A 20,650-nucleotide genomic window follows, 5' to 3' on the forward strand; every position below is an offset into this window, starting at 1 on the left:
CCACCTCCGATTTACCGCTCACCCACCACCAATACTTCCGGTATGAGCTGCACACCGAACCGGTCCGATACGGTCTGCTTCACATGTTCGATGAGGGTAAGCACGTCGAGGGCTGTCGCCTGTCCGGTGTTGACGATAAAGTTGGCATGCAGCGGAGAGACTTCGGCGCCGCCGACCCGGTATCCTTTGAGGTCGGTGTCTTCGATCAGCTTGGCGGCAAAATGGCCGTCCGGGTTGCGGAACACGCTGCCCGCGCAGGCCAGCTGCAGGGGCTGCGTACGCAGGCGCCGGGCTTTGTAGGAAGCCAGCGTGGCTGCGATCTCCAGCCGGTCACCGTACTGTAGCCCAAACACCGCTTCGGTTACAATGCCGGGCCGCTGCTGCAGCACCGAATGCCGGTAAGCATACGCCAGATCGTCTTTCTCCATTGTGACCAACTCCCCGTCAGGGAGCAAAACTTCAGCCCGCAGTAGTATGCGTGACACATCGGACCCGTGCGCTCCGGCGTTCATGTAGACGGCTCCACCCACGGTTCCCGGAATGCCTGAGGCAAACTCCAACCCGGTCAATCCCTCTTTGCCCGCCATGACCGATAACTTGATGAACGAGAATGCGCCGCCGGCATATACGAGCTCCCCTTCAAACCGCGCGGTCTCGAGCGCATCCCCCAGTTTGATCACCACACCGCGGATGCCCTTGTCGGTAACGAGCAGATTGGAGCCCCGGCCCAGGGCGGTCCAGGGCGTACCGTGTGCATGCAAAAGCTTGACGGCATGCACGAGCTCCGTCTTGTCGCGCGGGATCAGCAGGACGTCGGCGGGTCCGCCGATCTTCCAGGTGGTGTAGGGGGCAAGCGGCTCGTTCAGTCGAACTTCGCCGCAAGACCCGTTCATGAGTTCTGATATGACCTGTTGCATGGGTAAACCTCCTTCACAGAAACGCCGTTGCAGCCGGCTGCGGCAGTGTGCCTGCAGCCGGGCGGACGGACAGCCGGCCGGCTCTTATTTAATGCTCTCTGCTGCCGGCCTGCGGCTGTCTGCCGCGCCTTCCGGACGTCTGTCACGGTTATAGTGTAGTTTATGTAGAAGAAGCTAGAGTGTGACAATCGCCCATTGAGAATGTTCACGAGCCCTCCTTCAGCCGGTGGGCTTCGATCAGACGGACAATCTTGGCGGTTCCGTCCCCATAGGGGCTGCGGTCCATGTTCGCCACGATGCGGTCTTTATCCGCGTGCAGTAAGTGCACGGCGGAAAGAAGCGAAGCTTCCGTCAACGCTTCCTCCTGCAGCACTTCGCAGTATCCCTGCGAGCGGAACGATTCGGCGTTGAGAATCTGGTCCCCCCGGCTCGCCGCCCGGGACAACGGAATGAGCAGCATCGGCTTGCGTGCCGCCAGGAATTCGAAGATCGAGGTGGAGCCCGCCCGGGATACCACCAGCGATGCCGCTGCGAGCAGATCCGGCAGTTCATCCTTAACGTACTCGAACTGGCGGTAGCCCCGGATTCCCTGCAGTCCGGGGTCGGTATTGCCTTTGCCACAGATATGGATGATCTGGAATTCCTTGAGCAGCGAATCCAGGATGCTGCGGACCGCCTGGTTGATCTTCTGGGCGCCGAGGCTGCCGCCCATGATGAACAGTACCGGCTTGGCAGAGTGGAAATCACAGAGCTGCCTGCCCTTCGAAGCGCTGCCATTCAGGATCTGCTCCCGGATCGGAAGCCCGGTGCACTCGGCTTTGCCTCCCCGCAAATGCTTCAGGGTCTCCGGGAAGGTCACGCAGATCCGCGAGACGAACGGCATTGAAATTTTGTTCGCGAGTCCTGGAGTGAGGTCGGACTCGTGGGCGATGACCGGAATGCCGGCAAGCCGGCAGCCGACGATCACCGGCACGGAGACGAAGCCGCCCTTGGAGAACACGATATGCGGCCGGATCCGGCGCAGCAGCCTGTACGCCTGCAGCGTTCCCTGGATGACGCGCAGCGGATCCTTGAAGTTCTTGAGATCGAAATACCGCCTGAGCTTACCCGAAGCGATATGATGAAACGGAATTCCCTCGTGATCGATGATGTCCTTCTCGATCCCGTCCCGGGAGCCGATATATTCCATGTCCCAACCCTGCCTGCGGAGCTCGGCCATGACCGCCAGGTTGGGGGTCACATGGCCGGCGGTTCCGCCGCCGGTGAAGACGATTTTTTTCATAGGGATGCTCACCTTTCTACTCACCTGGGATAGGTTGCCTTGGGCCAGGTATCTGGAGTCAGGGTCACCTGGAATAACGGGAAATGTTGAGCAGCACGCCGAGCGAGGTCAGCATCAAGGTGAGCGATGAGCCGCCTGCGCTGATCAGAGGGAGCGTAATGCCGGTGACGGGGAACATGCCGATGACCACCCCGATGTTGATGACGACCTGGACGGCCACCATGCCCACGATGCCCGTGGCCAGCAGGCTGCCGAACGTATCGGGGGCCGTAATGGCGGTGCGCATCCCCCGCCACACGAGCAGCGTGAAGAGCAGGAGCACGAACGTGCCACCGATAAAGCCGAGTTCCTCGGCAATGATGGAGAAAATGAAGTCGGTTTGCGGTTCGGGGAGATAGCTGTACTTCTGCCGGCTCATGCCGAGCCCGAGTCCGACGAGCCCACCCGGACCAATCGCATAGAGCGACTGGATGGACTGATAGCCCGCGCCGAGCGGATCGGCCCAGGGGTCCAGAAAAGCGGTGATCCGCTTCAGCCGGTAGGGAGCGGCAATAATGAGGCCGATGAGTCCGGCAACCCCGACCATACCGAGATAAGACAGATGAAGCAGGCGCGCGCCCGCAACGTAGATAATCAACAGGGAGGCGCCGACGAGAACGGCTCCGGTCCCAAGGTCGGGCTGGAGCATGATCATGCCGAAGGCCAGTCCCACCAAACCGAGCGGAGGCATCAGGCCTTTGGCGAACAGCGTAATGGTGCCCTGCCGCTCCGAGAGCCACTTCGAGAGGAAAATGATCATTCCCATCTTCATGAACTCGGAAGGCTGGATGCCGAAGGAGCCGATACCGAGCCAGCTGCGGGCGCCACCGCGCACCACGCCGATGCCCGGTACCAGGACCGCAACCAGCAGTACAAAGCAGACGATCAAGGCGACTTTGGCATACTTCTTCCAGATCCAATAGTCGGTATTCATAGTGAACACCATGGCGGCGACACCAAGCCCTGCAAACAGCGCCTGCCGCTTCAAATAGTACATCGAATCCCCGAATTCGCGGAATGCGAGCACCGCGCTGGCGCTGAAGACCATGACCACGCCGATGACCAGAAGCACAAGCGTGGAGCCGAGAAGCAACATGTCCGGTGACGACCTAGCTTTGACCATTTTTGTCCACACCTCTAACCTTCGTGACTTAGAGGCGCTTTTGCGTCCGCACCGAGTCCCGGAACGCCTGCAGCCCCCTCTTAAAGGTTATGCACGGACTGCCTAAACATGCTTCCCCTTTCCTCATAGGAGGCGAACATGTCCCAGCTGGCGCACGCGGGCGAGAGAAGCACGACATCCCCAGGCTTTGCCATGGCGAACGCTTCCCGGACCGCCTTCGTGACCGTATCCTGCACCTGCTTAGCAGTATCGACGGTTTTCACCCGGCTCATGCCGGCCAGACGGGCGACACGGACGATTTTTTCCTTGGTTTCTCCCAGAGCGACAAGCCCCTTCACCTGTCCTCCGAAGACAGGAAGCAGCTCCATATAGTCGGATCCGCGGTCAAGTCCCCCGGCAATCAGGATGATATCCTGCGTTAACGCTTCGATCGTCTTGATCGTTGCGGTCGGGTTCGTCGCCTTGGAGTTGTTGTAGAACTGGACGCCGTCCTTCGTGCCGACGAGCTCCAGCCGGTGCTCGACGCCTCCGAAGGAACGAAGCACGTCCGCGATCGCTTCCACGCCAACCCCGCTGGTCAGCGCAATGGCGCTGGCCGCCAGCGCATTCTCCACGTTGAAGGTGCCGGGAATGCCGATCTCCTTCATAGGCAGAATCTCCTGGAGGGCGCCGTCCCGGCTGCGGTAGACGAGCATCCGGTGCGCATCATCTTCGCTTCCCTCACCGATCGGCGGCTGAACATAGAATCCGTAGTCCAGCTCCTGACGGATCGAGAACGGCAGCACCTGCGAGCGGAGGCCCTCCGCCACTTGGCGGCAGATCTCATGGTCCCAGTTCAGCACGGCCGTGTCCTCTTCGGTCTGATTGGCGAACAGCTTCGCCTTCGACTCGACGTAGTCGTTCATGGAGCCGTGATAATCGAGATGCGTCTCATACACGTTGGTCAGGCAGCCGATCCGCGGGCGGAACCGGTCCGTACCCTTGAGCTGGAAGGAGCTCAGCTCAACGACCATTCGGTTGTCCGCTTCGGCCTCCAGCGCCGCCTCCGTCAGCGCCCGGCCGATATTCCCGGCGACGATGGGCTTCAGGCCGCCGGCCTCGAGCATGAGTCCTGTCCACGTCGTCGTGGTGGTCTTGCCGTTCGAGCCGGTGATGCCGATGATCGGCGCCCGGCAGATGCGGTAAGCCACCTCCACCTCCGTGACGACCTCAACGCCGAGCTCGGTCGCCCGGCGCACCGGATCGACCGTGTACGGGATGCCGGGGTTCTTAACTACCAGTGCGATGCCCTCATGCACCAGTCCGGCGGGGTGAGACCCGCAGACAACAGAAATACCCAGGGCCTCCAGTTCGTCGGCCTCAGGGCATAATTGGCGTTCCTTCTTATCGTTGACGGTGACATGCGCACCCTGCTCGCGGAACAATTTGGCCACGGCTACGCCGCTTCTCGCCAGGCCCAGAATGACGACCTGGCGGCCGCCGTATGATGATGGATGCTCCATGCCTACAACACCTCGTTAATGTATAGTCCGATGCCCGCCAGGATCAGCCCCGCCGTCCAAAAGGAGATGACCACGCGCCACTCCGACCATCCGACGAGTTCGAAGTGATGGTGGATCGGGCTCATTTTGAATACGCGCTTGCCTCTGGTCTTAAACGATACGACTTGAATGATAACGGAGAGAATCTCCACCAGGAATACGCCTCCGATGAGCGCGAGCAGCAGCTCCGCCTTCGTCAGCAGCGCCACGACGGTAAGACCGCCGCCGAGGCCGAGCGACCCGGTATCTCCCATGAATACCTTGGCCGGATGCGCGTTGAACACCAGAAAGCCCAGTACCGCACCGACAACGGCCGCCGAGAAGATCGCGATATTCGGCTGCGTGTTGTTCAGCGCAATAATCGCATAGGCACCGAAAGCAATAGCCGAGGTGCCCGCAAGCAGCCCGTCGAGACCGTCCGTGAAGTTGACGGCATTGGAAGTGCCGAGCATCAGGAAGACCACGAACGGGAAGTACAGCCAGCCGAGATCGAACGAGAAATGAAGATAAGGAATGCGGATATCCGTGCTGTGCCCCATCTGGACGAGGAGCACGCAGACGACGATCGATACGACCAGCTGCCCGAGCAGCTTCTGGCGGGCCGTCAGACCCAGCGAACGTTTGAACACGATCTTGATATAGTCATCGAGGAAACCGACAAACCCGTATCCGAGGGTGGCGACGAGCAGCGTTACGGTTTCCATGTTGCGTTCCCCGAAGCGGAGAACCGCCAGCGCGAGCGCCAGCATGATAATGATCCCGCCCATGGTCGGCGTGCCGGATTTCTTGAGGTGGCTCTGGGGACCCTCGCCCCGAATCTGCTGTCCGAACTTGAGACGGCGCAGCAGGGGAATGAAGAGAGGCCCCATAATAACCGCAAGCAAAAAAGCTACGCCGAGCGTAATCATAACGATATTGAAATCCACCGAATTATCCCCCCAATTGCACTAAAAACGAAGCCACCTGCTCCATGCGCATGCCGCGAGATCCTTTGATCAGCACGACATCCTGCGCCGAAGCGGCTTCGGCCAGCTCGCGCGCCAGCGTTTCTTTGTCTTCATAATGCCGCACGCGCTCCGGCGGAAACTTCTCCAGGGCTCCTTCGGCGATATGTCCGGCGAGCGGGCCAAAGAGGAACACCGCCTCCACCTGGGCGGGATCGAGCACCCGGCCGATCTCCCGGTGGAATTCGGCCTCCTTCTCCCCCAGCTCCAGCATATCGCCGAGCGCCGCATATTTGCGCCCGAAGCCCTGCGCCTCGTGCAGGAGGGCCAGCGCCGCCCGCATGGCCGTCGGACTCGCGTTGTAGGCATCATTCCAGACCGTGAGGCCGGACGGCGCCACGCTGACTTCGATGCGCATGCCGGTCATGACCAGGCCCTGCAGCCCTTCGGCGATCACCGGAGCGGTAAGTCCGAAGTGCCGGCCTACCGCGATCGCCGCCAGCGCGTTGACCGCATTGTGTGCGCCGAGCATCGGAATGTAATACGACGTCTGCGGATCCGTGTTCACCGTCATCTGCGTCCCGGACTCCGTCAGACGGAGATCGAGCGGGAACAGGTCGTTCGACGCCTCCCGGCCGAAGGTGATTCCGCGGAAGCTCCGCTCCGGCGCCTCCCATTCCGGCAGCACCTCACGGATCAGCGGTTCGTCGCCGTGATAGACGAGCACGCCGTCCGGCTGCAGGCCCGCCAGGATTTCGGTCTTCGCCCGCGCAATCTCGAGGCGGGAGCCCAGCTGCAGCAGATGGGCCTCGCCGATGTTCGTGATGATGGCGATCTCCGGCTCCGCCAGGCGCGAGAGCAGCTCGATCTCGCCCCGCCCGCTCATGCCCATCTCGAGCACTGCAATTTCGGTATCCTCATTCATCTGCAGAAGCGTGAGCGGAAGCCCGATATGGTTGTTGTAATTGCCGAGCGTCTTGTGCACGCGAAATGTGGTTGACAGGACGGCAGCCGTCATGTCCTTCGTTGTCGTCTTGCCGTTGCTGCCGGTGATGCCGACGATGCGCACCGCCAGCTCCCGGCGGTAGGCTGTCGCAAGCTGCTGCAGCGCCTGCAGCGCATCATCCACGTAGATCAGAGGCGCTCCGGCCGGTCCGCTGCCGTGATCACTCTGCCACAGGAGGCCCGAAGCCCCCTGCTCCAGGGCGGCTTCGGCAAAGTTGTGCCCGTCGAACGCATCGCCGATAATCGGCACATACAGGTTGCCCTCGGCCAAGGTCCGGGTGTCCTTCGACACGCCCTTCACGGGCCGGTCCGCCGCAGCGGCATCCGCCAGCGTGCCTCCCGCCATCCTTGCGATCTCGCCCAGTGTCCGCTCTATCATGCTTTCCGCCCCTTTATCGCTTCGTTCTTGCTATATTCGCTGTGCATATCCTTATCGGGCTCTACCCTGTATGGCATCCCTGGCTACGAGCCGATCGTCGAACGGATGTTTGACCCCGCCGATATCCTGATACGTCTCGTGCCCCTTGCCCGCGATGAGCACAATGTCACCCGGCTGGGCTCTCTCCACTGCACGGCGGATCGCTTCCTTGCGGTCCGCGATGAGCTCGTAGCTCGCCGGATCCAGTCCCGCCTGCTCGATCCCCGGTACGATGTCCTGCAGAATCGCCTCCGGATTCTCCGTCCGCGGGTTATCCGACGTCACGTAGATGTAGTCGCTGTACTTCGCCGCCACGCCGCCCATCTGCGGACGCTTCGTGCGGTCCCGGTCGCCCCCGCAGCCGAATACGCAGTAGATGCTTCCTTCGGCAAATTGGGACACCGTGGACAGCGCATTCTCCAGACCGTCCGGCGTATGGGCATAATCCACGAGCACCAGGAACGGCTGCCCGGCATCCACCACTTCCATGCGTCCCTCTACCGATGCGATAGCGGCGAGGCTTGCAGCGATGCCTTCGAGCTCCAGACCTTCGGCCAGGGCGGCGGCAATCACGCCCAGGACGTTGTACACATTGAAACGGCCGACCAGCCGCGTCCGGATCTCCGCCGTCCCCCGGTAGGTTACACAGCGGAACCGGGTTCCCTGGGCCGTCATCTCTATGTTCTCCGCCCGTACATCCGCCTTCGGTTTGTCGATCCCGTAGACGATCGTCTCGGCTGCCGTCAGCTTCGCGTAGTCCTCCGAGGCTTCCTCGTCCCCGTTCAGCACGGCGAATCGGCGGTGTGCCGGGTCCGCCCCATAGTCGTTGCCAAGCCGTGAGAACAGCAGTCCCTTCGCAGCCTGGTAGCGCTCCATCGTACCGTGGAAATCGAGATGATCCTGGGTCAAATTGGTAAAAATGCCCGACCGGAATAGGCATCCCTTCACCCGGCCCATCTCCAGGCCGTGCGAGGATACCTCCATCAGACAGTAATCGGTCCCGGCATCCGCCATCTGCCGCAGAATCCTCTGCAGCTCCAGCGCTTCCTGCGTATTCGTCGCATGGTTCGGCAGATACTCGCCGCCAATCTTGATGTGGATGTTGCCCATGAGTCCCGTGCGGTAACCCGCATCGCTTAAGACGCGGTCGAGCAGATACGTCGTTGTCGTCTTTCCGTTCGTTCCCGTTACGCCGATGAGCTTCAGTTCCCGGCTCGGATAGCCGTAGAAGTGATTCGCCAGCACCGCCATCGCATGGCGGGCATCTTTCACCAGGAGCACGGGCACCCCGGCGTCCAGCTCTCTCTCCGCCACAAGGGCGCAAGCCCCGCGCTCAACGGCGGCGGCCGCATAATCGTGGCCATCGGCGACCAGTCCCGGAATGCAGATGAACAAATCGCCAGGTACTACCTTGCGGGAGTCAGTCTGCAGCCCCTTGACTTCAGTATCGGCCCTGCCGAGGATCCGGCTGACGGCCAGACCGTTTGCCAGTTCTTTCAGCTGCATGAAGCGTCCCCTCCGTTTTTACACATGGTATCTATTATGGACAAAAAATCTCTCGCTGAAAAGCCTATTTTTGATTTTATCAGAAAGGCATACCGCGAGTATGACCCCGCCGTCATCCGGCTGCGGCCCGAGGCTGCTTCGCGCTTCTCCCAAGGGAGAGGAATCCCGGGGGGACTCCTCTTTACTCGGGGGTCTGGCCCGCCTTTGGGCCCTCCGGCGGCGGAGCGGCATCCGACAAGTATACCCTAATCGTGGACCCCTGGTCCACCCGGCTGCCCGGTTTGGGCACCTGGTTGACTACCGTCGTGCCTGTTCCCGACTTTGCGAGTGTAAAATTCATGTTGAGATCTTCATAGAGATCCGATACGCTGCGCCCGATGAGATCCGGCACAACGGCGATCGGCGTGTCCCCGTAGACGTACTTGCGGTCGAGCTGATCCTTGCGCTGCGGCACGTTCATGTAGCGGAGCGTATCCTCCATGATGTTCTTGACGAGCGGAGCGGCGATGAGACCGCCGAACTGAATGCCCTGCGGGTCGTCCACGGCCGCATAGATGACGACCTTGGGATCGTCCGCCGGCGCGAAGCCGATGAACGATACGATGTGCTCGCTGGAGGAGTACCGACCGTTCACGACCTTCTGCGCCGTTCCCGTCTTGCCTCCGACCCGGTATCCGTCGATAAACGCGTTGCGCCCTGTGCCGTTGGCTACGACACTCTCCAGCGTCTCGCGCACCTGCTTTGACGTCTCTTCCGAGATCACCTGGCGCACGAGCTCCGGCTGCACCGCCTCCACCAGCTCGCCGCTCTCGGGATTATACCAGGCGCGTGCCACATGGGGCTTGAACAGCTTCCCTCCGTTGACCGCCGCCGACACCGCGGTGATCTGCTGGATCGGCGTAACCGACACCCCCTGGCCGAACGAGATCGTCGCCAGCTCTACCGGTCCCACACGGGACGGCTTGAACATGATGCCGTTCTCTTCTCCCCCCAGGTCGATGCCCGTCTTCTTCCCGAATCCGAACTTCGAAACGTAATCAAGCAGGACGTCTTTGCCAAGCTTCTGTCCCATGACCACGAAGCCCGGGTTGCACGAATTCTCCACCACCTGCAGGAACGTCTCGCTGCCGTGGCCCTGCCGTTTCCAGCAGCGGAGCCTTGCGCCTGCAACCTCGATGGATCCGGGGTCGTGGAAGGGGTCGGTGAGCTTCACCTTCTGCTCCTGCAGCGCTGCCGCCAGAGTGATGATCTTAAAGGTGGAACCGGGCTCATAGGTCATCCAGATCGGCAGGTTCCGGTTGTAGTTCTGTACCGGCGAAGCCTGGAAGTTCCCCGGATCGAAACCGGGCCTCGAGCCCATGGCCAGAATCTCGCCATTGTTGGGGTCCATCGCTATGGCCACTACATGCTTCGGCTGGAACTTCACCATCGCCTGATCGAGCTCCCGCTCCATGATCTGCTGGATGCGGCTGTCGATCGTCAGCTGCAGGTTCAGCCCGTCGAGCGGCTTCTTGTATTCGTCGGTCGAGCCCGGCATATACTTTCCTGCGGCATCGGCCAGATAGGAGATATTGCCTTTAATTCCGGTAAGATTTTTCTCGTACTTCAATTCTATGCCCGTCAAGCCCTGATTATAAGCACCCGTGAATCCCAGCACATGAGCCGCCAGCTCCCCGAAGGGATAATGACGCTTGTTATCCTCGGTCACCCATACGCCCGGGAGATTCATCTCTTTGATCTCTTTGGCTTTCTCCAGGGAGATCTTGCGGCCGCCGGGCTTCAGGTACACGCTCATTTGTCGGGAAGTGATCTGCTTGAGGATGGCCGCCTGGTCCATTCCGAGCGCTGTCGCCAGTCGCGCCGCCGTCGCTTCAGCGTCCTTGATCTGTGCCGGCACCGCCATGACGGTCGGCGAGGAGATATTGTAGGCCAGCTGGACCCCGTTGCGGTCCAGGATCTCCCCCCGCTTCGAGGTCACCGGAATCTCCCTCCGCCAGGACTCCTCCGCAAGCTTGTTAATCTCCGGCCCCTTCCACAACTGCACATACGCCAGCCGCACCACCAGCGCGAAGAAAAGGATCGTTCCTACCATCAGTGCGGTGAACAATCGACGACGGACCGTTACATTCGATGCCCTCATGCCGGCTTCTAACCCCTTCCTGAACGTCTGCCGGGGGCAACCGATGTTCCCATGCCCGTCCGCAGCTTTCTTCGTTCATATCATCCCTATTCGGGACAACCAGGGGTTAGAACAAGCCCTATGCTATTCTCTTAATCCGGAAGAACCGGAGGAACTGCCACCGCTCTCCTCCGCGTCCTTGCCGGATGTTGTTTTCTTCGCCGTACTGCTGGAAGATGCGGATGAGCTCTTGGTCCCTTCCTTGTTTCCGGTCTCCGTAGTCTTGGCTCCTGCAGCCTTCGTGTTCTTATCGCTGCCGGCTGGAGTCTTCGCCGCGTCCTTGCTGTCGCTCTCCACCGTCTCAAGGAGCTCACTGTACGGCTTGAGCGTCAGGGTGACCGTCCGCGTCTCCCCGCTGCCTTCCACCACCTGCGAGGCGACATACCCCTCCCCGATCGACTGGCAGCGCACTTTCACAAAGGAGCAGACCTCCACCGCATCACGCAGCGATTTGCCGCTGAGGTCCGGCACCTCCAGCTCGGTGCCTTCTTCGAGCACTACATACATTCGCTGCGCCCCGCCGATTTCGGTACCGGGCGCCGGCGATTGGGCGAGTACCTTTGGTCCGCTGCCAAGCGTCTCGAGTACAACGCCGAAGGCGTCCATGGCCGCCCGGGCCGCTTCAGGCGTCTTGCCGACGAGATTCGGCACCTTCGTGCCGGGCTCCTGTGCGGCTGCCTCCGCTGATTTCACCTGCGTACTCGGTGCGATGCCCCAGTAGCGCAGTGTTTGGGAGACGATCTGCTTGAATGCCGGAGCAGCCACCTCGCCGCCGAGGTGATAGTCGCCGCCAAGATCCGGCTCATCTGCGACAATCGTCACTAGAATACGCGGGTTCTCCGCCGGCGCGTACCCTACGAAGGAGATGACCCACTTGCCTTCGGCATAGGTCTTCTCCCCGGGAAGAACCTTGTTCGCCGTACCCGTCTTGCCCGCAATCCGGTAGCCGTCGATCGCCGCGTTCTTACCCGTACCGATTTTCCTATCCGATACTACGGTCTCGAGATACTCCGTAACCTGCTTGGCCGTCTCCGGGGAGACGACCCGGCGGACCTCCTCCGGCTTATTCTCTTGAATTACTTCGCCGGTCAGGGGGTTATAGATCTCTTTAATCAAATAAGGCTTCATCAGCGTCCCGCCATTGGCGATGGCCGAATAAGCCGCTGTCAGCTGCATGGCGTTCACCGTGAGCGCCCCCTGACCGTATGTGGCGGTGGCGAAGTCGGCCGGAACCCGCAGATTCACGATCCCCGGCACCTCACCCGGAATATCTACACCCGTTTTGACGCCGAAGCCGAACTTTTCAATATAACCCTTAAGCGCATCCTGGCCGAGAGCCTCCATCCCGAGCTTGACGAAAGCCACGTTACTCGACCGCTTCAAGCCCTCGAGATATGTAATTTTGCCCCAGCCGGAGATATTATGGTCATGGAGCCGGCGGTCGAGAATCCGGATGGAACCCGACTGATATTTCTCGTCCGGATGGAACTTCCCTTCCTGCACCGCACCTGCCAAGGTAACGAGCTTAAACGTCGAGCCCGGCTCATACTGGGAGGCGACGGCATGGTTGGTGAAGTTCTTCATGTCCGACTCCCCGTACCGGTTCGGGTTGAACGTCGGGTAGTTGGCAAGCCCCAGAATCTCCATCGTCATCGGGTCAACCGCAATGGCCGTCATGCTCTTCGGATTCCACTTCGCGGCCACCTTCTCCAATGCGCTCTCCATATAGAATTGGATGTTCCGGTCGAGCGTCAGACGGACATTGTTGCCGTTCACAGCAGGCTGGTAGCGCTTCTCGCTGTTGAGCAGCTCCACGCCTTTCCGGTCCTTCTCCAAGTGGAGAAAGCCGTCCGTGCCCTTCAGCTTGTCGTCAAGCTGCTTCTCCAGGCCCATGACCGCCTTGCCCTCTTTGTTAATATATCCCAGGAGGTGAGCGGCCAGCTGCTGGGCAGGATAGAACCGTTTGCTCGGCTCTTCCCTAAGTTCCACACCCACAAGCGGCTTGTTCTTGCTCTTGGGGTCATCTTTGTAGCGCAGATCCAAGAGATCCTGCTGCTCCTTCACAAACTTCTTAATCTGGTCGATTTGGTCGGCCCCGATCTTCCAGCCTTCGCTGTTGACCTCGACAGCCGCCTTTTTATCCGTAATCCCTTTGGTAATCCGGGAGCGGATCTTCTCTTCCAGCATCGTAATCGAAGCCGGATCATCCGAAGTCTTCAGAATCTCCGCGAGCCGGCGCACGATTTCTTCCTGCAGCCCGTTCTCCGCGATAGACCCCGGCAGAAGAAGCAGCGTCGCGGCCGGACCATCCTCTGCCAGCACCTTGTCTGTCCGATCCAGGATGGAGCCCCTCTGGGCCGGAATGTCCGATTCTTTTACCCATAATTGCTGAGCCTGCTTCAGGTAATCGCCCCCGTCTACTACCTGCACCCAAAAAATTCGAATGACGAGGACAGCAAAAAGGAGGGCGAACCCCCCTCCAATGAACAACGATCGAAATTTGATCTGCTTTCCCATTTTGTAAGTCCCCCTATTCCAAATGGCGGATCAGGGTTGATCCTTGGTTTTCTTTGAAGTCTGCGCTGAAGCCGTCTCCGTCTTCTTCGAGGCGGACGCCGCCGTTCCCGTTGTCTGGGAATCCTGGAACGAGAGGCCCAGCTCCTTCGCTTTTTTCTCGAGCTCAATCGGATCGGACAGCTTATCCACCTGCTGCTTCAAAATAATATTTTGGGCTTCAATCTGTTTGATCTCCTGCTCCATCGTCAGAATCTTCTGATTCATCTCGTAGATCTGAGCATACCGCCAGATGATCAGCCCCGCTACCATAACACAGACAACGACCGTAAACAGGTACAGGAGCTTCTCTTGTACCGGCAGCGTTTTGCTGCGCACGACAACTTTCTTCGTTTCCTTGATGCGAACTTTCTTCTCAGGGCGCTGTGGTTGTTGAGTCGCAAGATTTCCATGCATGTAAGCCGGCAAGATTGGTCTCCCCCTTAGGTCTCTAGTTTTTCGGCAATGCGGAGTTTGGCGGAACGCGCACGCGGATTCGCACCGAGCTCCTCCCCGCCCGCCTCAATCGGCTTGCGGTTGATCAGCTTCACCGTGCCCTTGGTGCCGCAGACACACATCGGGAAGTCCGACGGACAGGTGCACCGCGCAACATACTTGTTGAACGTCTGCTTGCAGATCCGGTCTTCCAGCGAGTGGAACGTAATGACGGCGGCCCTGCCTCCCGGAGCCAGGCAGCGGATCGTCTGCTCCAGCGCCTCCTCGAAGGCGCCTAGCTCGTCATTGACCGCGATGCGCAGTGCCTGGAAGCTCCGCTTCGCGGGATGGCCCCCTGTACGCCGGGCCGCGGCGGGGATGCCTTCCTTCACGAGCTCCGCCAGCTGGCCGGTCGTCTCGATCGGGGCAGCCGCACGGGCGGCCGCGATCTTCGAGGCGATCCGCCGGGCGAACTTCTCCTCGCCGTATTCGAAGAGGATCTGGGCGATCTCTTTCTCGTCCCAATCGTTCACAATATCCTTCGCTGTCAGCGGCGAAGTGCGGTCCATCCGCATGTCCAGCTCGGCATCATGGTTGTAGCTGAAGCCTCTGTCGGCTTCATCAAGCTGGGGGGACGAGACCCCCAGGTCGAACAAGATGCCGTCAACTTGAGGAATTCCATCCTTCAAAGCCTCCGGAATTTTGGAAAGCTCCCGCTCCAGAAAGCGGAAATTGCTGCGCACAAGGCGCACCCGGTCACCGAATTCGGCCAGCTGGATCTTCGCATTGTTCAGGGCGATATCATCCTGGTCAAAAGCGATCAGGAGGCCGCCGGGCCCGAGCCTGGAAGCGATCTCACGGCTGTGTCCCGCCCCTCCGAGGGTACAGTCCACATAAATGCCGTCCGGCTTTATATGTAATCCTTCCACTGCTTCCTGCTTGAGTACTGTCACATGTTGAAACGTCATCACTTTCCTCCTACAACCTCGGCATGACTTCCGGGTTTACAAATCAAAGTTGAAGTCGACCAGCTTCTCCGCAATCTCGGCAAAAGATTCTTCCGACTGCTGGAAGTAGTTTTCCCAGATCGACTTGCTCCAAATCTCTACCCGGTTGGAAACGCCGATTACAACGCAGTCCTTCTCAAGCTTCGCATGCTCTACAAGGGTTTTCGGCAGGTTCACGCGGCCCTGCTTGTCCAGCTCGCATTCCGTCGCGCCGGAGAAGAAGAACCGGGTAAACGCCCGTGCGTCGGATTTCATCAAAGGCAGCGCTTTGAGCTTCTGCTCCAGCACCGCCCACTCCTGCATGGGATAGACAAATAAGCATTGATCGAGTCCGCGGGTGACAATGAATGATGCTCCGAGGGCTTCACGGAACTTGGCCGGCACGATCATCCGGCCTTTATCGTCCACGCTGTGCTGATACTCCCCCATGAACACCACCTGTCACCCCCTTTCCACCACTTTACCCCACTTTCCACCACTTGTATAGTTACAATTCGTTACATATGTCAAAAATCCTGCTCCGTCTTGAGACGAAGGCAGGATTTTTTGTAAAGAAATCTTTATTTTTCTGATTCTTTGGGTTCATCTTTGGGTACATCCCCCACCGGAGAGGATATCGGATACGCGTCGATGACAAGCTCCGGTGAGAAGATGCTCTGCCTTCTGCGCCTCCAGCGGCGGTACAACCAGTACAATCCGCCTACCGCTGCAGCGAGCGGCAGGACCGGCAGCGCTCCCGCCAGGATGACGACCAGCCACTCCAGCATCAGGCCTATGAAGGCTGCTGACCCCTGCAGCGCTTCCCCCGCGCGGGACCACAGCGGTCCTCTTTCCACGGATTGGATGCGGGCAGCAGAAGAGACCGTCTGCTCCACACGCAGCTCCACCGTTGAGTAAGCCACGTGCTGCTCCAGATACCGCATCCGGCCGTTGATCCGTTCGATGTCTTCCTGCACCTTGCCAAGCTCGGCGGAGAACGCTACGAGCTCATCGGCTTTCGTCGCCTTCTCAATGAAGGAGAGCAGCCTTGCTTCCACCGCCTGCTTGGCCTTTAAGCGGGCCGACAGGTCTACGAACTCCTCGGTGACATCCTGCCCCTCCACACTGCGCTGAAGTCCCGGATCAATGCCCTCAAGAAGCTCGATCAGCGCCTGGAATCCGGCGGCCGGCACTTTGATGACGAAGATGCCGCTCTTGTCGGCCCCCGCCGTGTTTTCGCTGGACGAGAGCACATAGGCCCCGGACTGCCGGATCACCTCCTGAATCTTCGCCACCGCATCGGCATACGCATCCACCCGCATGGTGAGGTTCGCCTTGTAGATGATTTGGCGGACCGGGTCCTCCGGTACGGCAGCGGCAGCCTGCTCTGTCATGCCGGCACCGGCCCCTCCGCCTCCTCCCCCTCTTGGTGCAGGTGTCGTCCCCGACTCATTCTTCACCTTCATTTGATCGGCGGATGCTGCTCCGCCTTCTGCCGGAGCAGCCGCAGGACTCAACGTCTTATTGGCTTCAACGGCCAGCTTTGCCGTAGACGCCGAACCCTGATCCGCACCCCCGCACCCCGCCGCATAAGCCGCCAGCAGGAGCACAGCTGCCAGCCCTTTGACCTTGTGAACCTTGTTCCACACCGCTTTCTTTTTGTCCATACGCGGCACCCCCGTGTCCGTCGGTTTAACGGAAGCCTCATCTCTTCTTCCGTTACTTTCCAGACGTCCGAACATCCGCCTGTGTTGCAAGCGCGGCCGGTCGCACTGCAAAAAACCTCTCTTGGATTCATCATCCAAGAGAGGCTCTCACAATCGGTTCAACGGCGGATCAATGCTCCGCCCAGGAATCCAGGTAATCCTTTTGCTCGTCGGTCAAGCTGTCGATGCCGATGCCCAGGGATTCCAGCTTGAAGCGGGCCACCTGCTCATCGAGCTCATAAGGCACGTTAACCACTTTGCTGCCGATCGCCTTGTAGTTGTCGTTGACATACTTCAGGGACATCGCCTGCAGCGCGAACGTCATGTCCATGATCTCAGCCGGGTGACCGTCGCCGGCAGCCAGGTTCACCAGACGGCCTTCCGCAAGAATGTAGAACTTGCGGCCGTCTTTCAGCGTGTACTCCTCGATGTTGCGGCGGACCGTACGCTTCGAAACCGACAGAGCCTCGAGCTCCGGCTTGTTCACCTCAACGTCGAAATGTCCGGCGTTCGAGAGGATCGCGCCGTCCTTCATCACCTCGTAGTGCTCGCCGCGGATGACGTCGCGGTTGCCCGTTACGGTGACGAAAAAGTCGCCGACTTTGGCCGCTTCGCTCATCGGCATGACCGCGAAGCCGTCCATGTACGCTTCCACGCCTTTGATTGCATCGATCTCGGTGACGATGACGTTGGCGCCAAGGCCTTTGGCACGCATCGCCACACCCTTGCCGCACCAGCCGTAGCCGACGACAACGACCGTTTTGCCTGCCACGACGAGGTTCGTCGTCCGGTTGATGCCGTCCCATACGGATTGGCCTGTGCCGTAGCGGTTATCGAACAGGTATTTGCAGAAGGCGTCGTTCACGGCCACCATCGGGAACTGCAGCTGGCCGTCCTTCTCGAGGGACTTCAGGCGCAGGATCCCCGTCGTCGTCTCCTCGGCTCCGCCGCGCACGTTCTTCAGCAGATCCTTGCGCTCCGAGTGCAGGATCGTGACGAGATCGCCGCCGTCGTCGATGATGAGGTCCGGTTCGGTTTCGAGCGTCTTGATCAGCAGCTCCTTGTACTCCTCCGGCTCCGGATTGTACTTGGCGAAGACGGTGATGCCGTCTTCCACGAGCGCCGCACACACATCATCCTGCGTCGACAGCGGGTTGCTGCCGCAGATCGTGACGTCCGCACCGCCGGCTTGAACCACCTTCGCCAGATAGGCGGTTTTCGCCTCAAGGTGAAGCGAGATGGCAACCTTCAGTCCTTTGAACGGCTGCTCCTTCTCGAACTGCTCGCGGATCCGGTTGAGTACCGGCATATGGGCGTTCACCCAATCGATCTTGAGGTGGCCTTCCGGGGCCAGCGCGATATCGCGGATAATGCTGCGGTCTTTCGTATTTGCCATGAGTGAGTCGCTCCTTTACTTGTACCAGAATAGGGTAAGGTGTGGTCCCATTACATATAAATGACGCGGTGCTTTCCGTCGACCTCGAGCGGCTGTTCGAGCAGCTGCCCGATCCAGTCCCCGCCATAGCGGTTCAGATAAGCATAAATATTGTAGACCCGCTCCTGCGGCCTGCCGCCCGGACGGATCGACACTTCGATGCGCTGGAGCTGCCGGAGCCCCGATTCGTGCTGCGAACGGAGACCTTCCTCGGCTTTGTGATGCAGAAAGTCGATCTGCTCCAGAATTTTGCTCAGGTTCGTATCACCGAGCTTCTTCAGCCCCGGGTTGATCTCGCCGAGTGTACCGACCAGAGGCTCATAAGAGCTGCGGAAGATCGCCTTGACCTCGGCAAAACGGGCCTCCAGCCCATAGGCGTCCTGCTCGCGCAGCCACGCTTCCCGCTTCTCCTCCATGCGCTCCATGACATCCTCCACGGAGAGACCGTACTTCTGCAGGTTCTTCTGGACAGTGCCTTCCACCAGCGTGAAGCCAAGACGCGGCAGCAGGATCGGCATCCGCATCCCGAACAGCCGGAATGCTTCGCCCGTCTGTCCCCAATAAGCAATCTCCGCCGGTCCGAGCACGGTGGCCAGTACCGGGAACAAGAAGTCCTGCATCAGCGGCCGGGTCATGACATTGTTGCTGAGGAGCTGAGGCTCGCGATCGGCCCGCTGCAGCAGCTCGTCCCGCGTGAAGCTGCGCTCCCCTTTGCGGTCGGCATACCCGTCTTCCGTGCGGAAGAGCAGCATCCGCTCCCCCTGTTCGCCGTAGTAGGTGAACAGGTTGGCCGAAGCTTCCTGCAGCTCCACCTGCGGCTCGTAGCCAAGCTCTCTCAGACGGGCCGAACGGGCCTGCAGCGCCTCGTTCACTTCGCCGCTACGCTCCAGCAGCCCGCGGAACATGGGCCCTTCGAGAGCGCGCAGCGCCGGATCGTCGGAGTCGATGAGCACGAGGCCGTACGCTCCGAACAGGCGCGCCATCAGGCGTGCAAAACAGTCCGTGAGCGTTCCCGAAGCTTCGGCCGCCTCTCGGAGCGAGGCCACGATCCCTTCCTTGAATTCCGTGTCCATCAGCGAGCCGCCCAGCTGGCCGATCGCCTCGGCCCACTGCGCTTCGGCGATCGCCGTCCGGGATACCGAGGTCCGGACGCCGGTCGGATGCTCGAGCTTGATCCGCTCTACAGCAAGGGACGGGGACAAATAATCGATGTGGTTGACTTCATCGAAGTCATGATCCTCCCCGGCAATCCAGAAGACCGGAACGACCGGGCGGCCGAGCCGCAGGGAAGCCTCGCGGGCCGCCGCAATCAGCGTGACCGCCTTGTAGACGACGAGCAGCTGGCCCGTAAAGAGTCCGGCCTGCTGGCCGCCGGCAATGACAAGGGTGAGCGGATCCCGCAGCAGTTCGGCTGCGGCCAGGGCTTCCGGCTGGTTCCCCGCACGCTCATTATAAGCGCGCAGGACATCCGCCACCCGCTGCCGGTCCGCACCCGAAGGCCGCTGCTCGTCCAGCCAGGAGACACGCTCCCTCCAGCTTGCTTCCTGCCACGGATTGTAATCGAAGAGCCCGCCCGTGCGCTCGAACCGGGCGATATAATCATCGGTCAAAGGCTGGCCGGACTTCCATTGATATGCTTCCATCCGCAACTTCGACGCCGCCTTCCATCTGCATATTTCGTTATGTATGTGCAGCCCTCTTCCATGCTTCGGTAGGGGCTCTTTCATTGTACACATCCGGCGAAGAATCGTCAAAAATTAGAAACATTCGGCAGAGGACCGGCGTCCATCTCATAGAGGACCGTTCCTGTTAAAGATCCGGCAGAAGGAGGACTTCCCTATACGCCATTTTACAATCGCTTTATATGAGAACATGCAGGTCCACTCCTATCTTCATCTGGTGCTGGAGAGCCTGCAGACAACCGGGGACCGAGATGAGGACGATGCGAAAGAATTCCGTTCCCATTTCACCGGCTCCCTCGCTCTCCTCCGCCCCCTCATGCTCAAACACCTGCCGCCCGGGATCGCGGGCGCCCTCTATCCGGCCGAGTATGCGCCTCCCTGCCTTGACTGGGATCCTTCCGTCCGAGAAGCGGCAGGCGCCTGGTGTGCCGATTGGGATGCGGACTGGGACCGGGCATGCCGGAGGAGCCGCGAAGACTTCCTGGGCATCAAGAACGCCCTGCCGGAGGCACTGCAGAAGTTCACGGAGTCCTTCTCCCTCCACGACGCCCGCTTCTTATCCGTTGACACGGTGAAGGAGGATACGCTGATTCTGACCATGGACTGCAGCGGCTGCCTTACACATACCGGACTCTTGGAGCTGAGGTTCCATGGTGTGCAGTCCACCGAAGAACTGCAGCCCGGCATCGCCGGCGGATTCTGGCTCTACGACGAACTGGAGCGTACAGCGGGCGGCTCGTTCGACTGGAAGGCGCTGGTGCACGGCTTACCTTGTACTCTTGAGCAGGAAGGCGGCATCCCAGCCCTCCGCGAGATCCGCATCGTCGCCCGGTCCTTCGAATTCCGGCACACCACCGAGTGAACAACCGTCTTCACAGCAAAAAAGGCTCCTTTCCCCG

The 20,650-nt window shown here is 60.1% G+C and carries 16 protein-coding genes; 1 reads left to right on the plus strand and 15 read right to left on the minus strand.

The genetic code is table 11. The features are described from left to right. Nucleotides 1-11 precede the first annotated feature (11 nt). The 15 genes from murB to bshC all read right to left on the minus strand — a co-directional run bounded on the left by murB (nucleotide 12) and on the right by bshC (nucleotide 19,712). On the minus strand, nucleotides 12-917 hold the full coding sequence (gene murB, locus ACP26L_RS25965) for a UDP-N-acetylmuramate dehydrogenase (protein WP_426447695.1): 906 nt from the start codon (nucleotides 915-917) through the stop codon (nucleotides 12-14). A gap of 205 nt (nucleotides 918-1,122) precedes the next feature. Then, a complete protein-coding gene (locus ACP26L_RS25970) occupies nucleotides 1,123-2,199 on the minus strand; it encodes an undecaprenyldiphospho-muramoylpentapeptide beta-N-acetylglucosaminyltransferase (protein WP_426447697.1) in 1,077 nt (358 codons plus the stop codon). A gap of 64 nt (nucleotides 2,200-2,263) precedes the next feature. Beyond that, nucleotides 2,264-3,361 (minus strand): stage V sporulation protein E, encoded by a 1,098-nt coding sequence (gene spoVE / locus ACP26L_RS25975; RefSeq protein WP_426447699.1) that lies wholly within the window; start codon nucleotides 3,359-3,361, stop codon nucleotides 2,264-2,266. A gap of 80 nt (nucleotides 3,362-3,441) precedes the next feature. Beyond that, nucleotides 3,442-4,863 carry a UDP-N-acetylmuramoyl-L-alanine--D-glutamate ligase gene (gene murD, locus ACP26L_RS25980; RefSeq protein ID WP_426447701.1) on the minus strand — a complete coding sequence of 474 codons (1,422 nt, stop codon included), beginning with the start codon at nucleotides 4,861-4,863 and terminating at the stop codon, nucleotides 3,442-3,444. A 2-nt stretch (nucleotides 4,864-4,865) separates the two neighbouring features. Continuing rightward, nucleotides 4,866-5,828 carry a phospho-N-acetylmuramoyl-pentapeptide-transferase gene (gene mraY, locus ACP26L_RS25985; protein ID WP_426447703.1) on the minus strand — a complete coding sequence of 321 codons (963 nt, stop codon included), beginning with the start codon at nucleotides 5,826-5,828 and terminating at the stop codon, nucleotides 4,866-4,868. Nucleotides 5,829-5,832: 4 nt separating this feature from the next. After that, nucleotides 5,833-7,230 (minus strand): UDP-N-acetylmuramoyl-tripeptide--D-alanyl-D-alanine ligase, encoded by a 1,398-nt coding sequence (locus tag ACP26L_RS25990; protein WP_426447705.1) that lies wholly within the window; start codon nucleotides 7,228-7,230, stop codon nucleotides 5,833-5,835. Between the two features lie 51 nt (nucleotides 7,231-7,281). Beyond that, nucleotides 7,282-8,775 carry a UDP-N-acetylmuramoyl-L-alanyl-D-glutamate--2,6-diaminopimelate ligase gene (locus ACP26L_RS25995; RefSeq protein WP_426447707.1) on the minus strand — a complete coding sequence of 498 codons (1,494 nt, stop codon included), beginning with the start codon at nucleotides 8,773-8,775 and terminating at the stop codon, nucleotides 7,282-7,284. Nucleotides 8,776-8,956: 181 nt separating this feature from the next. Next, on the minus strand, nucleotides 8,957-10,915 hold the full coding sequence (locus ACP26L_RS26000; protein ID WP_426447709.1) for a stage V sporulation protein D: 1,959 nt from the start codon (nucleotides 10,913-10,915) through the stop codon (nucleotides 8,957-8,959). A gap of 123 nt (nucleotides 10,916-11,038) precedes the next feature. Further along, on the minus strand, nucleotides 11,039-13,471 hold the full coding sequence (locus tag ACP26L_RS26005) for a penicillin-binding transpeptidase domain-containing protein (protein WP_426447711.1): 2,433 nt from the start codon (nucleotides 13,469-13,471) through the stop codon (nucleotides 11,039-11,041). Between the two features lie 30 nt (nucleotides 13,472-13,501). Further along, nucleotides 13,502-13,936, minus strand: coding sequence for a cell division protein FtsL (ftsL, locus tag ACP26L_RS26010; RefSeq protein ID WP_426447713.1), 435 nt, complete (start codon nucleotides 13,934-13,936; stop codon nucleotides 13,502-13,504). Between the two features lie 14 nt (nucleotides 13,937-13,950). Continuing rightward, nucleotides 13,951-14,910, minus strand: coding sequence for a 16S rRNA (cytosine(1402)-N(4))-methyltransferase RsmH (gene rsmH, locus ACP26L_RS26015; RefSeq protein ID WP_426447715.1), 960 nt, complete (start codon nucleotides 14,908-14,910; stop codon nucleotides 13,951-13,953). A gap of 36 nt (nucleotides 14,911-14,946) precedes the next feature. Continuing rightward, entirely contained in the window at nucleotides 14,947-15,384 is a 438-nt protein-coding gene (gene mraZ / locus ACP26L_RS26020) for a division/cell wall cluster transcriptional repressor MraZ (RefSeq protein WP_426447717.1), read from the minus strand. A gap of 125 nt (nucleotides 15,385-15,509) precedes the next feature. Beyond that, a complete protein-coding gene (locus ACP26L_RS26025) occupies nucleotides 15,510-16,595 on the minus strand; it encodes a DUF4349 domain-containing protein (RefSeq protein WP_426447718.1) in 1,086 nt (361 codons plus the stop codon). A gap of 169 nt (nucleotides 16,596-16,764) precedes the next feature. Beyond that, on the minus strand, nucleotides 16,765-18,030 hold the full coding sequence (locus ACP26L_RS26030; protein ID WP_426447720.1) for an adenosylhomocysteinase: 1,266 nt from the start codon (nucleotides 18,028-18,030) through the stop codon (nucleotides 16,765-16,767). A gap of 50 nt (nucleotides 18,031-18,080) precedes the next feature. After that, nucleotides 18,081-19,712 (minus strand): bacillithiol biosynthesis cysteine-adding enzyme BshC, encoded by a 1,632-nt coding sequence (gene bshC / locus ACP26L_RS26035; RefSeq protein WP_426447722.1) that lies wholly within the window; start codon nucleotides 19,710-19,712, stop codon nucleotides 18,081-18,083. Between the two features lie 229 nt (nucleotides 19,713-19,941). Between bshC and ACP26L_RS26040 the strand changes: the two genes are divergently transcribed. Beyond that, nucleotides 19,942-20,613, plus strand: coding sequence for a DUF4085 family protein (locus ACP26L_RS26040; RefSeq protein WP_426447724.1), 672 nt, complete (start codon nucleotides 19,942-19,944; stop codon nucleotides 20,611-20,613). Nucleotides 20,614-20,650 lie beyond the last annotated feature (37 nt).

Origin of the sequence: Paenibacillus sp. S-38 (assembly GCF_049942825.1) — a bacterium.
Taxonomy (GTDB): domain Bacteria; phylum Bacillota; class Bacilli; order Paenibacillales; family NBRC-103111; genus Paenibacillus_G.